Origin of the sequence: Noviherbaspirillum suwonense (genome assembly GCF_900182955.1) — a bacterium.
In the GTDB taxonomy this organism is placed as follows: Bacteria; Pseudomonadota; Gammaproteobacteria; order Burkholderiales; family Burkholderiaceae_D; genus Noviherbaspirillum_A; species Noviherbaspirillum_A suwonense.
This window is the reverse complement of the sequence record NZ_FXUL01000019.1, coordinates 95,983-109,918: the sequence shown is the minus strand read 5'-3', so window position 1 is coordinate 109,918 and position 13,936 is coordinate 95,983. Positions and strand designations below refer to the sequence as shown.

General features: G+C 68.5%; 14 protein-coding genes. 6 read left to right on the top strand and 8 right to left on the bottom strand.

Features of this window, described 5'->3' with window-relative positions; genetic code table 11:
- Positions 1 to 6: 6 nt before the first annotated feature.
- A complete protein-coding gene (locus QOL82_RS21130) occupies positions 7 to 1,716 on the top strand; it encodes a PQQ-dependent methanol/ethanol family dehydrogenase (protein ID WP_430438522.1) in 1,710 nt (569 codons plus the stop codon).
- A gap of 128 nt (positions 1,717 to 1,844) precedes the next feature.
- Here the strand turns inward: QOL82_RS21130 and QOL82_RS21125 are convergent, their stop codons facing one another.
- The 5 genes from QOL82_RS21125 to QOL82_RS21105 all read right to left on the bottom strand — a co-directional run bounded on the left by QOL82_RS21125 (position 1,845) and on the right by QOL82_RS21105 (position 6,466).
- On the bottom strand, positions 1,845 to 2,576 hold the full coding sequence (locus QOL82_RS21125) for a hypothetical protein (RefSeq protein ID WP_283444287.1): 732 nt from the start codon (positions 2,574 to 2,576) through the stop codon (positions 1,845 to 1,847).
- Positions 2,577 to 2,578: 2 nt separating this feature from the next.
- Entirely contained in the window at positions 2,579 to 3,091 is a 513-nt protein-coding gene (locus tag QOL82_RS21120) for a hypothetical protein (protein ID WP_283444286.1), read from the bottom strand.
- On the bottom strand, positions 3,088 to 3,693 hold the full coding sequence (locus QOL82_RS21115) for a DUF2135 domain-containing protein (protein ID WP_283444285.1): 606 nt from the start codon (positions 3,691 to 3,693) through the stop codon (positions 3,088 to 3,090). Before QOL82_RS21115 ends, QOL82_RS21120 begins: the two co-directional genes overlap by 4 nt.
- Complete coding sequence (locus QOL82_RS21110) at positions 3,693 to 4,424, bottom strand: hypothetical protein (RefSeq protein WP_283444284.1); 732 nt, start codon at positions 4,422 to 4,424, stop codon at positions 3,693 to 3,695. Before QOL82_RS21110 ends, QOL82_RS21115 begins: the two co-directional genes overlap by 1 nt.
- 134 nt (positions 4,425 to 4,558) lie before the next feature.
- Entirely contained in the window at positions 4,559 to 6,466 is a 1,908-nt protein-coding gene (locus tag QOL82_RS21105; RefSeq protein WP_430438521.1) for a sigma-54-dependent Fis family transcriptional regulator, read from the bottom strand.
- Positions 6,467 to 6,704: 238 nt separating this feature from the next.
- Here QOL82_RS21105 and pedF point away from each other — a divergent pair, with 238 nt between their 5' ends.
- The 5 genes from pedF (at position 6,705) to QOL82_RS21080 (ending at position 11,494) form a co-directional block, all read left to right on the top strand.
- Complete coding sequence (gene pedF, locus QOL82_RS21100; protein WP_283444283.1) at positions 6,705 to 7,172, top strand: cytochrome c-550 PedF; 468 nt, start codon at positions 6,705 to 6,707, stop codon at positions 7,170 to 7,172.
- Between the two features lie 52 nt (positions 7,173 to 7,224).
- Positions 7,225 to 8,055 carry a substrate-binding periplasmic protein gene (locus QOL82_RS21095; protein ID WP_283444282.1) on the top strand — a complete coding sequence of 277 codons (831 nt, stop codon included), beginning with the start codon at positions 7,225 to 7,227 and terminating at the stop codon, positions 8,053 to 8,055.
- Positions 8,030 to 10,153: a 4Fe-4S binding protein gene (locus QOL82_RS21090; protein ID WP_283444281.1), complete on the top strand. Its 2,124-nt coding sequence runs from the start codon at positions 8,030 to 8,032 to the stop codon at positions 10,151 to 10,153. Before QOL82_RS21095 ends, QOL82_RS21090 begins: the two co-directional genes overlap by 26 nt.
- A gap of 9 nt (positions 10,154 to 10,162) precedes the next feature.
- Positions 10,163 to 11,155: an FAD:protein FMN transferase gene (locus tag QOL82_RS21085; protein ID WP_283444280.1), complete on the top strand. Its 993-nt coding sequence runs from the start codon at positions 10,163 to 10,165 to the stop codon at positions 11,153 to 11,155.
- Between the two features lie 150 nt (positions 11,156 to 11,305).
- Positions 11,306 to 11,494, top strand: a complete 189-nt coding sequence (locus QOL82_RS21080) for a cysteine-rich CWC family protein (RefSeq protein WP_283444279.1) — start codon at positions 11,306 to 11,308, stop codon at positions 11,492 to 11,494.
- A gap of 43 nt (positions 11,495 to 11,537) precedes the next feature.
- On the opposite strand, the gene QOL82_RS21075 is transcribed toward QOL82_RS21080, so the two are convergent.
- From QOL82_RS21075 to QOL82_RS21065, 3 genes are read right to left on the bottom strand one after another with little or no spacing between them, the layout of a single operon-like run.
- The gene (locus tag QOL82_RS21075; protein WP_283444278.1) at positions 11,538 to 12,251 is read right to left on the bottom strand and encodes an SPOR domain-containing protein; all 714 of its coding nucleotides are present in this window, start codon (positions 12,249 to 12,251) and stop codon (positions 11,538 to 11,540) included.
- Positions 12,245 to 13,039: a type III pantothenate kinase gene (locus tag QOL82_RS21070; protein ID WP_283444277.1), complete on the bottom strand. Its 795-nt coding sequence runs from the start codon at positions 13,037 to 13,039 to the stop codon at positions 12,245 to 12,247. The genes QOL82_RS21075 and QOL82_RS21070 overlap by 7 nt, the downstream gene beginning before the upstream one ends.
- Positions 13,027 to 13,839: a biotin--[acetyl-CoA-carboxylase] ligase gene (locus QOL82_RS21065; protein WP_283444276.1), complete on the bottom strand. Its 813-nt coding sequence runs from the start codon at positions 13,837 to 13,839 to the stop codon at positions 13,027 to 13,029. The genes QOL82_RS21070 and QOL82_RS21065 overlap by 13 nt, the downstream gene beginning before the upstream one ends.
- Positions 13,840 to 13,936: the final 97 nt, after the last annotated feature.

Below are 13,936 nucleotides of genomic sequence, written 5' to 3'. Positions count from 1 at the left end.
CTGGCCATGTCCGCGCCCCTGGCAGCCGGGGCTGCCGGCGTGACCAATGCCATGTTGGAGGCCGCCGGCAAGGACACGGCCAACGTCCTGAACTGGGGCATCAACCAGGAAGGCCAGCGCTATTCGCCGCTGACCCAGGTCAACAGCAAGACCGTCGCCAAGCTGGTGCCGGCCTGGTCCTTTTCCTTCGGCGGCGAGAAGCAGCGCGGCCAGGAGTCGCAGCCGCTGATCTACAACGGCAAGATGTTCGTCACCGGTTCGTACTCGCGCATCTTCGCGCTGGACGCCAAGACCGGCAGGAAACTGTGGAAGTACGAGCACCGGCTGCCGGACGGCATCATGCCCTGCTGCGACGTGGTCAACCGCGGCGCGGCGCTGTTCGACAACCTGGTCATCTTCAGCACGCTGGACGCGCAGCTGGTGGCGCTGAACCAGGACACCGGCGAAGTGGTCTGGAAGGAAAAGGTCGACGACTATGCGGCCGGCTATTCCAACACCGCCGCGCCCCTGATCGCCAAGGGCCTGCTGCTGACCGGCGTGTCCGGCGGCGAGTTCGGCGTGGTCGGCCGGGTCGAGGCGCGCGACCCGAAGACGGGCCAGCTGGTCTGGTCGCGTCCGACCGTCGAGGGCCACATGGGCTACAAGTACGACGCCGACGGCAAGGCCATCGACAACGGCATCTCGGGCACCACCAACAAGACCTGGCCGGGCGACCTGTGGAAGACCGGCGGCGCGGCGACCTGGCTGGGCGGCACCTACGACCCGAGCACCGGCCTCGCCTATTTCGGCACCGGCAACCCGTCGCCGTGGAACAGCCACCTGCGCCCGGGTGACAACCTGTACTCGTCGTCCACCGTGGCCATCGACGTGAACACCGGCCAGATCAAGTGGCACTACCAGACCACGCCGCATGACGGCTGGGACTTCGACGGCGTCAACGAGTTCGTCACCTTCGAGCAGGGCGGCAAGCGGCTCGGCGGCAAGGCCGACCGCAATGGCTTCTTCTACGTGATCGACGCCAAGAACGGCAAGCTGGAAAACGCGTTCCCGTTCGTGAAGAAGATCACCTGGGCCACCGGCATCGACCTGAAGACCGGCCGTCCCAACTTCGTTCCCGAAGGCAGGCCGGGCGACCCGACCAAGGGCGCGGACGGCAAGAAGGGCGAGGTGGTGTTCTCGGCGCCGTCCTTCCTGGGCGGCAAGAACCAGATGCCGATGGCCTACAGCCCGAAGACCAACCTGTTCTACGTGCCCGCCAACGAATGGGGCATGGAGATCTGGAACGAGCCGGTGACCTACAAGAAAGGCGCGGCCTTCCTCGGCGCGGGCTTCACCATCAAGCCGATCAATGACGACTACATCGGCGCGCTGCGGGCGATGGACCCGAAGACCGGCAAGATCGCATGGGAAGTGAAGAACAATGCGCCGCTGTGGGGCGGCGTGCTGGCCACCGCCGGCGACCTGGTGTTCTATGGCACGCCGGAAGGCTACCTGAAGGCGGTGGACGCCAAGAGCGGCAAGGAAATGTGGAAATTCCAGACCGGCTCCGGCGTCGTCGCGCCACCGATCACCTGGCAGGAAGGCGGCACGCAGTACGTGGCCGTGGTGTCGGGCTGGGGCGGCGCGGTGCCGCTGTGGGGCGGCGAAGTGGCCAAGAAAGTGAACTTCCTGGAACAGGGCGGATCTGTCTGGGTGTTCAAGCTGGCGTCGCTGTAGGCCGATCGCCGCTGCACGTATCCAAGTCTCTCTCCTCTGCCACAGGCAGTTTGACCGGCGACCGCAAGTCGCCGGTTTTTTTATCTGCCGCAAACATTTTTGCAGGTGCTGGGCCGCCGCCCGGCGCTTCACGGCATGCGATATTCCACCAGCTCCATCAGCACGCTGCCGCCGCTGTAGAACGGCGTGGCCAGCTTCTCCAGCCGCTCGAGCTTCACCAGGCCGACGCCGCGGCAGTACCATTCGGTGGTGGTCACCGGCACCTTGTTGAAACCGCGCACCGGGTCGGTGAACAGCGTCATCTCGGCCCGTCCCACCACGCGCGCGCAATGCGCGAAGCTGCCGGCCGGCACCGTCAGCTTTTCGTCCAGCGCCTCGACGGTATAGGTCATCGGCATGCCGCGGCCGTACTTCACCTCGCGCGGATATTCATTCTTGCGCATCACGGTATAGGGCACAGTGGGCGCGCGCCAGCTGGCCCCGACCGCCAGCGGCAGCTTCAGCACCGTGCGCGGCGCGGGATCGAGCGCGGCGAACTCTTCGAGGTCCATCCGCTGGGCAATGCGCACGATGCCGTCCGGCTGCGCGCGCAGCCAGTATTCGATGCCGATGTTGCCCGGCGTCTCGCTGCGCCGTATGAACAGCGGCTTGCCGTCATAGCGGCGCTCGTCCAGCACGCTGATGGTCTGCTGCTGGCGGCTGGCGGCGCCGTCCGCATCGGTCTGCACCGAGTAGGTCCAGCGCGCGCCCGGCGCCAGCGGGAAGTAGGACGTGCTGTCATGGCCCGGGCTGCAGCCGGCCAGCAGCACGCAAACGCCGACACCTACACCGGCACCGACACTGACACCAGAGCGGCGCATGCTCATTTCTCCGGCAGCTGCGGCGATGGCGCGTCGCTGATCCTGATCTTCAGCTTCGGGTCGGCGGCATTGCGCAGCCATGAGTTGCCGCTGCCCCCGGCCGGCGCCTCGGTCGAGCCGATCTGGCTGACGCCCTGGCGGTTCTTCTTCATCGCCTCGCCCAGCAGCGCATGCAGGTCGCGCGCATAGGGCAGCTTGTAGGCGCGCGGCTCCTGCACCGGCTTGTTGTCCCGCAGCGCATTGACCCAAACGTACAGCGCGCCCTTCTGCCTCCGCTCCTTGTCCGGTTCCTCCACCACCACCGCCAGCAGCACGAACTTCTCGGGCGGCGCGCCCGGCGTCGGCCATCCCAGCATTCCCTGGAACGCGGCCTGCGCGACGAAATAGGACGCGGTCACGGCCAGCACCATGCCGGCCTTGGCCCACAGCGGCCAGCGCGTGGCCAAGCACAGCACCAGCAGCAGGAAGGCGAGCGCGACGTACAGCAGGGTGAGCAGCAGGGCGTTGTCGGTCATGGCGGTTGGACGATGGTTTTCGGGAGGGTGTTGATGTCGGAGACATTGCCTTCCGGCGTGACGGTGAAGCGCACCGCCGTGCGTTCGGCGCCTTTGGCCGGCAGCCTGACCGCGCCGTAATACACCACGTCGGCGCGCGGGTTGACCTTGACGACCGAGACGGTCACGTCGACCGGCGACTGGTTGCGGCTTTCGTAGTACTGCACGTTGACCGTGTACTCGCCGGGCGCGACGCCGCGCAGCGTCGCCACTTCCTGGTTCAGCGGATTGACGACGGCGCGGCCGTTGACCAGGATGGTGTCGCCGACCTCGCCGCGGTCGTCGCGGTCCAGGTGCATCAGGCCGGCCTCGCGCTGGCGGAACCAGACCAGGTTGCCGGCGGGGTCCTGCACCCAGGTGTCGATGTCGTTGGGGTCGTTGTCCGGCCAGGACACGGTGATGATGAATTCGGCCTTGGCCGGCACGTCGCCGGTCTTCTTCGCCTTCGGGTTCATCGCCAGCACCGCGATGATGAAACAGAACACGAATGCGATCAGGATGTTGAACAGCATGTCGTAGAACGGATCGACATCGGTGTCGCGCCGGCTGCGCCGCCTGGACATCAGGCGCCGTGGCGCAGCTGCGCAAAGTCGGCGAGGTCAGGCAGCAGGCCGGTGTCGGCGAACTGGGTGGCGTCGGCCAGCAGGATGTCGGCGCAGCGGTCCAGCTGCGTCAGCTGCAGGCCCAGCAGCATATTGGCGACCAGGCCGACGGCGGTGGTCAGCAGCGCGATGCCGAGGCCGCCGGTCAGGGTCTTGAGCAGGTCCTGGGTCTGGCTGGGATCGAAGCTTTCCAGCCGCGAGATCTGGATCGCCAGGATGGAAAAGCCGATCACCTTGCCCAGCAGGCCCAGCTTGATCTGTATGCCATTGACCCACCATGTGCTGTCCTCGGGCCCATGCAGCCGCTCGGCCAGCACGTCGGCCAGGCGGCCGCGGGCGCCGGCGTCCTGCGGCCACTGCGCGAGCAGCGCGCGGAAATACGCATCGACATGCCGGCCCTGGCGGCCGCAGATGCCCTGCAGGCCGCGCCGCCAGGCTTCCATGCTGGCGCGCTCGTCGCACAGCCTCAGGCTGCGCCAGCCGCAGCGCACGGTGGCCGCAACAAAGACCGCGACGATGATCATCGTGATGCCGGTCGGATCGGCCTCGATCAGCATGCCCCAGACGCCGTTCTGCCACAGCAGCGTGGCGGCGAACATCAGCACGCCGGCGAAAGCCGCCCACGCCAGCAGCAGCGTATAGGCCGATGCCGGGTCCATCGGCTCCAGGGCGGGAGCGGCGTCGCGCTTCATGCGTGGTCTCCATCATTTTTTTGTCCACGATGAAAACGCAAGTTTCGTGCCGCGCAGAACCGGCGGCGGACGGCGGCCGGATGCGCCGCGCTGCTCCAGCCGTCAACAGCACTGTTCCAAATTGGGATAGGCGGTCAGACAGGCGACTGCGGCATCTTGCGGTAGATGGTATTGCGGGATACGCCCAGCGCCCGCGCGGTGGCGGAGACGTTGCCGCCATGCGCCTTCAGCGACCGCGAGATCACCGTCGCTTCCACGTCTTCCAGCGTGCTCGCCCGGTTCACGACACGCTCGATGTTCTCGGCGGTCTCCTGGTGCGCCACGGCGTTGAGGTCTTCGAGGAAATCGTCGGGCAGGTGTTCGATGCCGATTTCCGCCTCCCCCTCGCCCAGCATCACGACGGCGGTGCGCAGCAGGTTGCTGAGCTGGCGGAAATTGCCCGGCCAGTTATGCTGCTTGAACATGCGCATGACTTCGGCCGAGACCTTGTGCGGCTGGCCTTCGGACTCCGCCAGCAGCAGCCGGTTGACGACGATCTCGAGGTCGGTGCGCTCGCGCAGCGGCGGCAGCTTGACCACCAGGCCGTTGAGACGGTAGTACAGGTCCTCGCGGAAAGCGGACCGCGCGATCATGTCGCGCAGGTTGCGGTTGGTGGCGCAGATCACGGCCACATTGACCGGGATGGACTTGCTGCTGCCCAGCGGCAGCACCACCCGTTCCTGCAGCACCCGCAGCAGCCGCGCCTGCAGGCTGACCGGCATGTCGCCGATCTCGTCGAGGAACAGCGTGCCGCCGTTGGCCTGCAGGATCTTGCCGACGCTGCCCTTCTTGCGCGCGCCGGTGAAGGCGCCGTCCTCGTAGCCGAAGAGTTCGGACTCGATCAGGGTCTCGGGTATCGATGCGCAGTTCACCGCGACGAACGGCCCGCCGGCGCGCGGCGAGTCGTTGTGGATGGCCTGGGCCAGCAGGTCCTTGCCGGTGCCGGTCTCGCCGGTGATGAGGATCGAGATGTCGCGCCCCAGCACCTTGCCGACCTTGTCGATCAGGCGCTGCATCTGGGTGTCGCCGGTGTTGAGATAGTGCAGGCTGGACAGCCTGCGCGCCGCGGCATTGCGCGGCTGCTCCGGCGGCCGCGCCTGCGCCGCTTCCGGCTGCGCATGGGACACGTTCTGGAACACCATGCTGGAGCGGCGCAGCTCGGCGCGCGCATGGACGCGCACGCCGTTGTGCAGGCACATGGTCAGCAGGGACGGCGACGCGGTGCGGTAATGGTCGAACAATGCGGAGACGGGCATGCCGAACAGCGAGCTGAAGGTATGCGCCTGCAGGGCCGGCAGCGGCAGGCCCAGCTGCACCAGGCCGATGCGGTTGGCCGACAGGAAGCGGCCGCTGGGCGTGAACGACGCGATGCCTTCCATCAGCGTGCCGATGAACTCGGGCCGGCTGTGGAAATGCAGCGTGATGCCGTCGTCGAAGGCGGCCGAGAACAGCTGGTTCTCTATCATCTGCGCCGACATGCGCACCAGCGCCATCGTGTGCTGGTGGAAGCTGCGCTGGTCGCCGGTCACGTCCAGCACGCCGATCAGCTTGCCCTGGTGGCTGAAGATGGGCGCCGCCGAGCAGGTCAGGAAATGGTTGGAGACCAGGTAATGCTGGCTCGCATGCACCAGCGTCGGCTTCTTCTCGACGATGGCGGTGCCGATGGCGTTGGTGCCCTTGCCTTCCTCGGACCAGTTCACGCCCGGCTGCAGCGCGACCCGGTTGGCCTTTTCCAGGAAGTCGTCGTCGCCCAGCGCGTCGACGATCATGCCGTTGGCGTCGGTCAGCACCACCATGTTGTGCGTGTTGACGATCTGCTCGTACAGGGTCTCCATCACCGGCAGCGCATGGGTATGCAGCACGCGGTTCTGTTCGACAAGCAATGAAATATCGCTCCTGCCTATCGGGCTGAAGTCTGGCCTGGCTGTCTCGGACAAGCCGTAGGAGACGCAACGTCGGTGGGATTCGTCCAGCATGGTGCTGGAACTGATTGCAGGAACCATGCCATCGGTCTGCGGCAGATACCTGCCTCCCGAGCCGGCATGGACGGTCTTGTCTCCAGTCATTGTCTCCGCTCCTTTATTGGTAAGGGCGTGTTGCAGTTTGAGTCGCAATTTTTTTTGGCAATGGTACACCTGTTGATAAATGGCGCAACCATTTCGCATGCTGCGCCGGATACCGGTTGGCACGGCATTTGCGGTATGACATGGCAATCGCTTTCATACTTCAGGAGACCATTCCATGCACCGTTCCTACTCTCTCGCCGCCCTTGTTTTCGCCGTGGCCACGCTGGCTGCTTCCGCCGTTCATGCCCATGGCGACGTGACGCCGCAAGCGGTCGACACCAAGTCGCTGCCGCCGCTGGGCGACAAGTGGGTCGCGGAAAATCCCTACCGCGACAACAAGGAAGCGCAGAAGATCGGCGCGTCCGCCTTCGGCGCCAACTGCGCGCGATGCCATGGCATCGAAGCCGTTTCCGGCGGCATCGCGCCCGACCTTCGGCTGCTGGACCGCGACTGCATGACGCAGAAGGTCGAAGCCAAGAAGAAGATGTGCTTCAAGGACAATGACGACTACTTCGCCACCAGCGTCAGGAAAGGCAAGGTGCGCAACGGCGCGGTCTACATGCCGCCGTTCGACGGCATCCTGAACCAGGAAGCGGTGTGGTCGATCAAGGCCTACCTGGAAACCCGGCGCGAGGTGAAATAGGCGCGGCGGCGCCGGCTGCATGACTGACCAAAAACACAAAACGGAGACCACCATGTTTTTTCCCCTGATGCATGCCGCCGCCGCGCTGCTGCTGGCAGCCGCGACGCTGGCCATGCCGGTGTCCGCCCACGCGGACATGGCCAAAGTAAAACAATCCGGCTCGCTCAAGGTCGCGGTGTACAAGGACATGGCGCCGTTCTCGTCGGAGGCCGGCGGCATCGACGTCGACATTGCCGAAGCACTGGCCGGCAAGCTCGGCCTGAAGCTCGCGCTGCTGCCATTCCCCGCCGGCGAGGAGCTGGGGGACGACCTGCGCAACATGGTCTGGAAAGGCCATTACCTCGGATACGGGCCGGCCGACCTGATGATGCACGTGCCGGTGGACAGGCGGCTGATGGCCCAGCAGGACAAGGTCGAGATCTTCGCGCCCTATTACCGCGAGACCGTGCGGCTGGTCCGCAGCAAGGAAGCGGTGCCGCGCTTCGACGGCCTCGATTCGATGCTGGGCAAGGACATCGGCGTGGAGAAGGTGTCGATCGCGGCCGTGCTGCTGCTGGGCGAAGGCGACGGCAAGTTCCGCGACCATGTGCGGATCTATCCGACCGCGGTCGACGCGCTGCGGGACCTGAAGGCCGGCAAGCTGGCAGGCGTGCTCGCGCACCGTTCCGAGATCGAGTCGGTGGTCGGCGCGGATGCCCGCTTCGACCTGCAGCAGGTGCATTTCCAGCGCCTGCCGGCGCAAGGCTGGGCGGTGGGCATGGCGGTCAGAAAGGATGCGCGCGACCTGGCCGAGGCGCTGCAGAAGGCGGCGGCCGAACTGACCGCATCCGGTGAAATGGCCCGCATCTTTGCCAAGCATGGCGTGCAGCCGGTGGCGCCGTAGGCAGCGCGCGCTGGCGGCCGCGCTGGCGTGGCTGCTGCTGGCGGCGCTCGCCCTGCCGGCGCTGGCCGGCGTGATGACGAAGGAAGCGCTGGCCAGGCGCTTTCCTTCGCCGCTGATGGTGGGCGAGAAGGATGCGGCGCTGCCGATATGGCCGCTGCTGCGCCAGAACGCGACCGCCATCGAGCTGGTCGGCTATGCATTCGAGTCGGTCGATTTCGCGCCGGTGCCGGGCTTTTCCGGCACGCCGGTCAACCTGCTGGTGGCGATCGACCCGAAGGGCAGTTTCCTCGATGTGCAGGTGCTGTCCCACCATGAGCCGGTGTTCCTGGAAGGGCTGGGCGAAGCGCCGATGTTCCGCTTCGTCGAGCAGTACCGCGGCCTGTCGCTGACGCAGAGCGTGGCGATCGACACCGCGCCGCGCGGCGGCCCGCGCAACGAGGGCAGCCTGGTGCATATCGACGGCGTCGCCAAGGCCACCGCGTCGGTGCGCATCATGAACCAGAGCGTGCTGGCGTCGGCGCTGAAAGTGGCGCGCGCCAGGCTGGGCTTCGCCGGCGCGGCCGACCCGGACCAGATCGCGCGACTCAGGCCCGATGTCTTCGAGCGGATCGGTTTCGACGACATGCGCAGGGAAGGCATGGTCGGCCATGTGATCCTGAGCAATCGCCAGGTGGAAGCGGCCTTCGCCGGCAGCGCCGGCGAGGGACTGGACCCGGAAGCGCTGGCGAAGCCGGACGAGCCGGCCAGCGAGTTCTACATGGCGCTGGCGTCGGTGCCCAGCATCGGCCGCAACCTGTTGACGCCAGCCTCGTGGACCAGGCTCTCCGACCGGCTGGAGCCGCGCGACCATGCGCTGCTGGTGGCCTACGGCGGCCGTTACGGCGTGCTGGGCGGCGACTTCGTGGCCGGCACTGCGCCCGACCGGCTGCTGCTGAAGCAGAACGGCCTGGCGATCGAGATGCGCGACCTCGACCTCGACCTGAAGAGCGCCGAGCCGGCGCTGCGCGGCAAGTCGCTGCGGGTGTTCCGCATCATCGGCCAGTCCGGCCTGGACCTGGCGCAGCCGCTCGACCTGGCGCTGGTGGTCAAGCGGGCCAAGGGCATCATTTATCCCGAGCGCATCAACCGCGAGTTTTCGAGCGCGCTGCGGCTGCCGGCGCGCTTCTACGACGCGCCGGTCGCCAATGACAAGGGCTGGGTTGCGATATGGCGCCAGCGCTGGGCTGAACTGGCGCTGCTGGCGGCCGGGCTGGCGGTGCTGGCGGTGGCGCTGGCGCGGCAGCGGGCGCTGGTGGCAAACCCGCGCCGCTTTGCCTGGTTCCGCCAGGGCTACCTGCTGTTTACGCTGCTGTTCATCGGCTGGTATGCGCAGGGGCAGCTGTCCATCGTCAACCTGACCGGCGCGCTGCAGGCGCTGCGCGATGGCCGCGGGCTGGAGTTCTTCCTGTACGACCCGATGACCGTGTCGCTGTGGGCGTTCGTGTTCGTCTCGCTGCTGGTCTGGGGCCGCGGCACCTTCTGCGGCTGGCTGTGCCCGTTCGGCGCGCTGCAGGAATTCATCGGCAAGCTCGCGCAGCGGCTGCGCCTGCCGCAGCTGACGATCAGGCGGCACTGGGATGCGCGGCTGAAGCTGCTGAAATACCTGGTGCTGGCAAGCATCCTGGGCAGCGTGTTCGTGTCGGCCGAGCTGGCCGACAAGCTGGTCGAGGCGGAGCCGTTCAAGACCGCGATCACGCTCAACTTCGTGCGCTCCTGGCCCTTCGTGCTGTATGCCGGCGCGCTGCTGGCCGCCAGCGCGGTGGTCTACAAGTCCTTCTGCCGCTACCTGTGCCCGTTCGGCGCCGGGCTGGCGATACTGGGCCGCATCCGGCTGCTGGACTGGCTGCCGCGGCGGCGCGAATGCGGCAAGCCGTGCCAGACCTGCCGCCATCGCTGCGAGTACGAGGCGATCCGGCCCGACGGCGGCATACGCTACGAAGACTGTTTCCAGTGCATGGATTGCGTGGTGATCCATCAGAGCGACGACCTGTGCGCGCCGCTGATCCTGGAAAAAAAACGGGCGCGCGTGGTCGTCATCCACGCCGCCACACCTTCATGAGGAGCAGCCATGCAGCGCCGCACATTCCTTAGCGCCTCGATCGGCGCCGGCGCGATGGCTGCCGGCGGCTGGTCGCTGCTGCGGCCCGCCGCCGGCAGCCTCGCGCGCGGACCGGCCGGGCCGCTGCGGCTGCATGCGGGCGCCGACCTCGCGTTCGGGACCGTGGTCAGCATCAAGGTGCTGCACGACGATGCGCGCCAGGCCGAACTGGCGCTGGCCGACGCGCTGGCGGAAGCCCGCAGGGTCGATGCGCTGATGAGCATCTACCGTCCCGGCAGCGAGGTGCATACGCTGAACCGCGACGGCCGCCTGGCCCGGCCCCGCGCGCACCTGCTGGCGGTCCTGGACGAGGCGAACCGGCTGGCCGCGCAGACCGGCGGCGCGTTCGACATCACCGTGCAGCCGCTGTGGGAACGGGCACGGACGGGCCAGAGCCGCGCGCCCGCACTGCCGCTGGTCGGCTGGCGGCGGATGCGGCTGGACGGCGCCGGCGTCACGCTGGACCCGGGCATGGCGATCACGCTCAACGGCATCGCCCAGGGCTACGCGGTGGACCTGGCGCGCGCCGCGCTGCAGGCGCGCGGCATACGGCATGCGCTGATCGATGCCGGCGAGTTCGGCGCGCTGGGCGCGGGCGAAAACGGCCGGCCGTGGATGCTGGGCGTGCGCGACCCGCGGCAGGCGTCCGCCTATGCCGGCCTGCTGCCGATGGACGGCCGCGCGGTCGCCACGTCGGGCGACTATGCGACCGCATTCACGCCGGACTTTTCGAAGCATCACATTTTCGATCCGGCCACCGGCGATTCCCCGGCCGAACTGGCGGCGGTGACCGTGGCCGCCCCCAGCGGCATCCTGGCCGACGGCCTGTCGACCGCCTGCATGGTGCTGGGCGCACGGCGTTCGCTGGCGCTGGCGGCGGGCATGCCGGGCGTGGACCTGGTGGCGATCGACAAAAAGGGCCGGCGCTGGCAGTCGCCTGGCCTGGCGCTGCGGCCGGCCTGAGGCGCGGCGCATCGGCGCATCGCCGCATCGGTTTCACGGCGCGCGGCGGCCGGGAATGGGCCTCGAATGAAAACGCAGGTAGCCGGTTTCCAATGCGACAAGGTATTCTTGGCATTTGGGCACTATTTACCCGTTTTCAGGAGCATACCGATGAGCACCTGCAGTCGTTGCCAGAAATTCTTCGAGTGCGGCATGGTCGAGGCGACCGAGAACCCGTGCTGGTGCGCCGCGCTGCCGCCGCTGCCGGCCGACGCGCTGGACGACGCGGACGACACCGTCTGCCTGTGCCCGGAATGCCTGAAAGAGCGCATCGCACAGCTGGCGGCGTCGCCGGGCTAGCGCGCCGGCGGATGGTTGCGCGGGTCCGGGCCGTGCGCCGTCGTCAGGTGCAGGGACGCGCTTCGAGCCGCGGGAATTCGGCCCTGGCGCGCGTGACCTGCGCTTCGGCCGTTGCATCCAGCGCCCGCAGCTGGATCGCCACCCGCGCGGCGCCGGTGCCGACTTCGGCGATGCGCGCCGTCCTGGCGCCGCGCCGGATCATGGTTTCCAGGTGCGCCTGCGCCGCTTCCTCGCTGCGGAACGTGCCCAGCGCAATGCCGAACCGGCGCGGCGAATTGTCCTGCAGGATGAAGGAGTCGTTGATGCCCAGGCCGCGCAGTTCGGCGGTCTTCTGCTCGGCCGCGTCGCGGCTGCCCTGCGGCGGAAGCATCACCATGTAGCTCGACGGCATCGGCAGTTCGCGGCGCGACAGCCGGTTGGACAGGCCCAGCGCGTCGATGCGGGTTTCGAAGCGCGCCGCCTCGGCCAGGGTGAAGCTGAGCAGCTCGACGCAGGCCAGTTGCGCGGCGGGCGGGCCGGCGTCGGCGGCTGCCGGCTGCGGTGCGGCGGAACCGGGCGCCGGTGCGGATTCGGGCGCAGGCGCAGGCGTTGCGGCGGGCGCCGCGCCGCCGGCCGCCGACGCCGGCAGCAGGCGGATGCGCTCCGGGTAGAGCTGGTTGTTCATCCGCGCCGGCTCATGGCCGCCCGGCTGGCCGCGCTGCGCCGCGAACAGCGCCAGGTTGGCCACGAGCAGCGCGCCGAGCACGAACTTCAGCATGATGCCTGCTGCTTCATCACGACCGTCTGCAGGCCCACCAGCACCAGGTTGTCGATCTCGACGCTGGGATGGGGAAGATGCGGCGCCAGCATGCGCCCGGCGCCGCCCGACAGGATGCAGCGCACCTTGCCATGGCTGGCGGCATGGGCGGCCAGCGCCTGGCCGATCGCGCCGGTCTGCGCGGCGACGCAGCCGCTGATGATCGCGTCGGTGGTGTTGTCCGCGAACGGCGTGACGATCTCGATGCGGGAACCGACCTGCGGCAGCTGCGCGGTGTTCTTTGCCAGCGAGCTGGCCATCAGCCCGAGCCCGGGCAGGATCATCCCGCCCAGGAACAGGCCGTCGGGCGTGATCGCGTCGACCGTGGTGGCGGTGCCGCAGGTGGCGACGATCAGCGCCTCGCCCGGGTACAGCGCATGCGCGCCGATGGCCGAGGCGAAACGGTCGGCGCCGAGCTGCAGCGGATTGCGGTAGCCGTTGCGCACGCCGGCCAGCTCAGGCGCCGGCCGGAACCACTCGGTGGCGATCGGACGCGCGCCGAACGCGCGCAGCAGCAGCTGGTCGAGCTGGCCGCGCATGCCTTCGCCGGCGACGTTCGACAGCAGCACCCGCGACACCTGGCGGCCGCGCCAGGTGTCCGCCAGCTGGCCCAGCGCGTCGCGCCCGACCGCGCCGCTGTCGTCCCACCTGCCCAGCAGCGCCGGGTCGAATCCTGCCGCGCCATAGGCGCCGGCATTGAGCAGCGCCCATTTGACGCGGGTATTGCCGGCGTCGATCAGGAGCAGCACGGCGGCGCTCCCGTGCGTCGCAGCGAGACGTCGCCGGACAGCACCGCGACCCGGCCGTCGGCGCTGTCGATCAGCAGCCGGCCGCTGTCGTCGATGCCGACGGCCGCGCCCTGCTGCCGCACCTGGCCATGGTCGAGCACCCTTACCTGCTGGCCGGCCCATGCATGCAGCGCATTCCAGCGCTGGGTGAAAGGCGCGAGGCCGGCGTCGCCGAACTCGGTCAGCGCCCGGGCCAGCGCGTTGAGCAGCGCGGCCAGCAGGTCGTCCGGCGCTGCGGCCAGCTGCGGCAGCGCGGCGGCCGTCGCGCCGATGCGTTCGGCCAGCGCCGGCGGCAGCGCCAGGTTGATGCCGATGCCGATGATGGCCCAGATGCCGTCGCGGGCCGCGGCGGTCTCGATCAGGATGCCGGCCAGCTTGCGCTCGTCGAGCAGCACGTCGTTCGGCCATTTCAGCCGGGCGTCGACGCCGCAGGCATGCAGCGCGTCGGCGATGGCGACGCCGGCCGCCAGCGGCAGGCCGACCAGCTGCGGCAGCGCGCGGTCGAATTTCCACGCGAGGGAAAAGGTCAGGCTGGCGTCGGGAGCCGACTGCCATGAACGGCCGGCGCGGCCCCGGCCCGCCGTCTGGCTGCGGGCCACCAGCAGCACCGGGCCGGCCAGGCCGGGCGCACGCGCCAGCAGGTCGGCGTTGGTCGAACCGGTCTCGTCGACGATCTCGATCGCCACCTGGCGGGCGGGGCCGGTCGCGCTGCGTGCAAGCTGCTGCCGGGAAGGCTGTCGATTCGGGGGCGGCTGATTCATGCTGCGCATTGTAGCGGGAGGACGGCGGCCACGTAAGCATGCTGCGCGTCATGGCCCCGTCGCGGCCGGACTGCCCGAACCGGCGGTTGTCCCTTAC

Bases quoted from the DNA above. Each gene is read 5' to 3' on its own strand.
- QOL82_RS21080 (WP_283444279.1), top strand. From the start codon at position 11,306: ATGAGCACCTGCAGTCGTTGCCAGAAATTCTTCGAGTGCGGCATGGTC.
- QOL82_RS21110 (WP_283444284.1), bottom strand. From the start codon at position 4,424: ATGAAGCGCGACGCCGCTCCCGCCCTGGAGCCGATGGACCCGGCATCG.
- QOL82_RS21085 (WP_283444280.1), top strand. From the start codon at position 10,163: ATGCAGCGCCGCACATTCCTTAGCGCCTCGATCGGCGCCGGCGCGATG.
- QOL82_RS21115 (WP_283444285.1), bottom strand. From the start codon at position 3,693: ATGTCCAGGCGGCGCAGCCGGCGCGACACCGATGTCGATCCGTTCTAC.
- QOL82_RS21120 (WP_283444286.1), bottom strand. From the start codon at position 3,091: ATGACCGACAACGCCCTGCTGCTCACCCTGCTGTACGTCGCGCTCGCC.
- QOL82_RS21065 (WP_283444276.1), bottom strand. From the start codon at position 13,839: ATGAATCAGCCGCCCCCGAATCGACAGCCTTCCCGGCAGCAGCTTGCA.
- QOL82_RS21130 (WP_430438522.1), top strand. From the start codon at position 7: ATGTCCGCGCCCCTGGCAGCCGGGGCTGCCGGCGTGACCAATGCCATG.
- QOL82_RS21125 (WP_283444287.1), bottom strand. From the start codon at position 2,576: ATGCGCCGCTCTGGTGTCAGTGTCGGTGCCGGTGTAGGTGTCGGCGTT.
- QOL82_RS21075 (WP_283444278.1), bottom strand. From the start codon at position 12,251: ATGCTGAAGTTCGTGCTCGGCGCGCTGCTCGTGGCCAACCTGGCGCTG.
- QOL82_RS21105 (WP_430438521.1), bottom strand. From the start codon at position 6,466: ATGGTTCCTGCAATCAGTTCCAGCACCATGCTGGACGAATCCCACCGA.
- pedF (WP_283444283.1), top strand. From the start codon at position 6,705: ATGCACCGTTCCTACTCTCTCGCCGCCCTTGTTTTCGCCGTGGCCACG.
- QOL82_RS21090 (WP_283444281.1), top strand. From the start codon at position 8,030: ATGGCGTGCAGCCGGTGGCGCCGTAGGCAGCGCGCGCTGGCGGCCGCG.
- QOL82_RS21095 (WP_283444282.1), top strand. From the start codon at position 7,225: ATGTTTTTTCCCCTGATGCATGCCGCCGCCGCGCTGCTGCTGGCAGCC.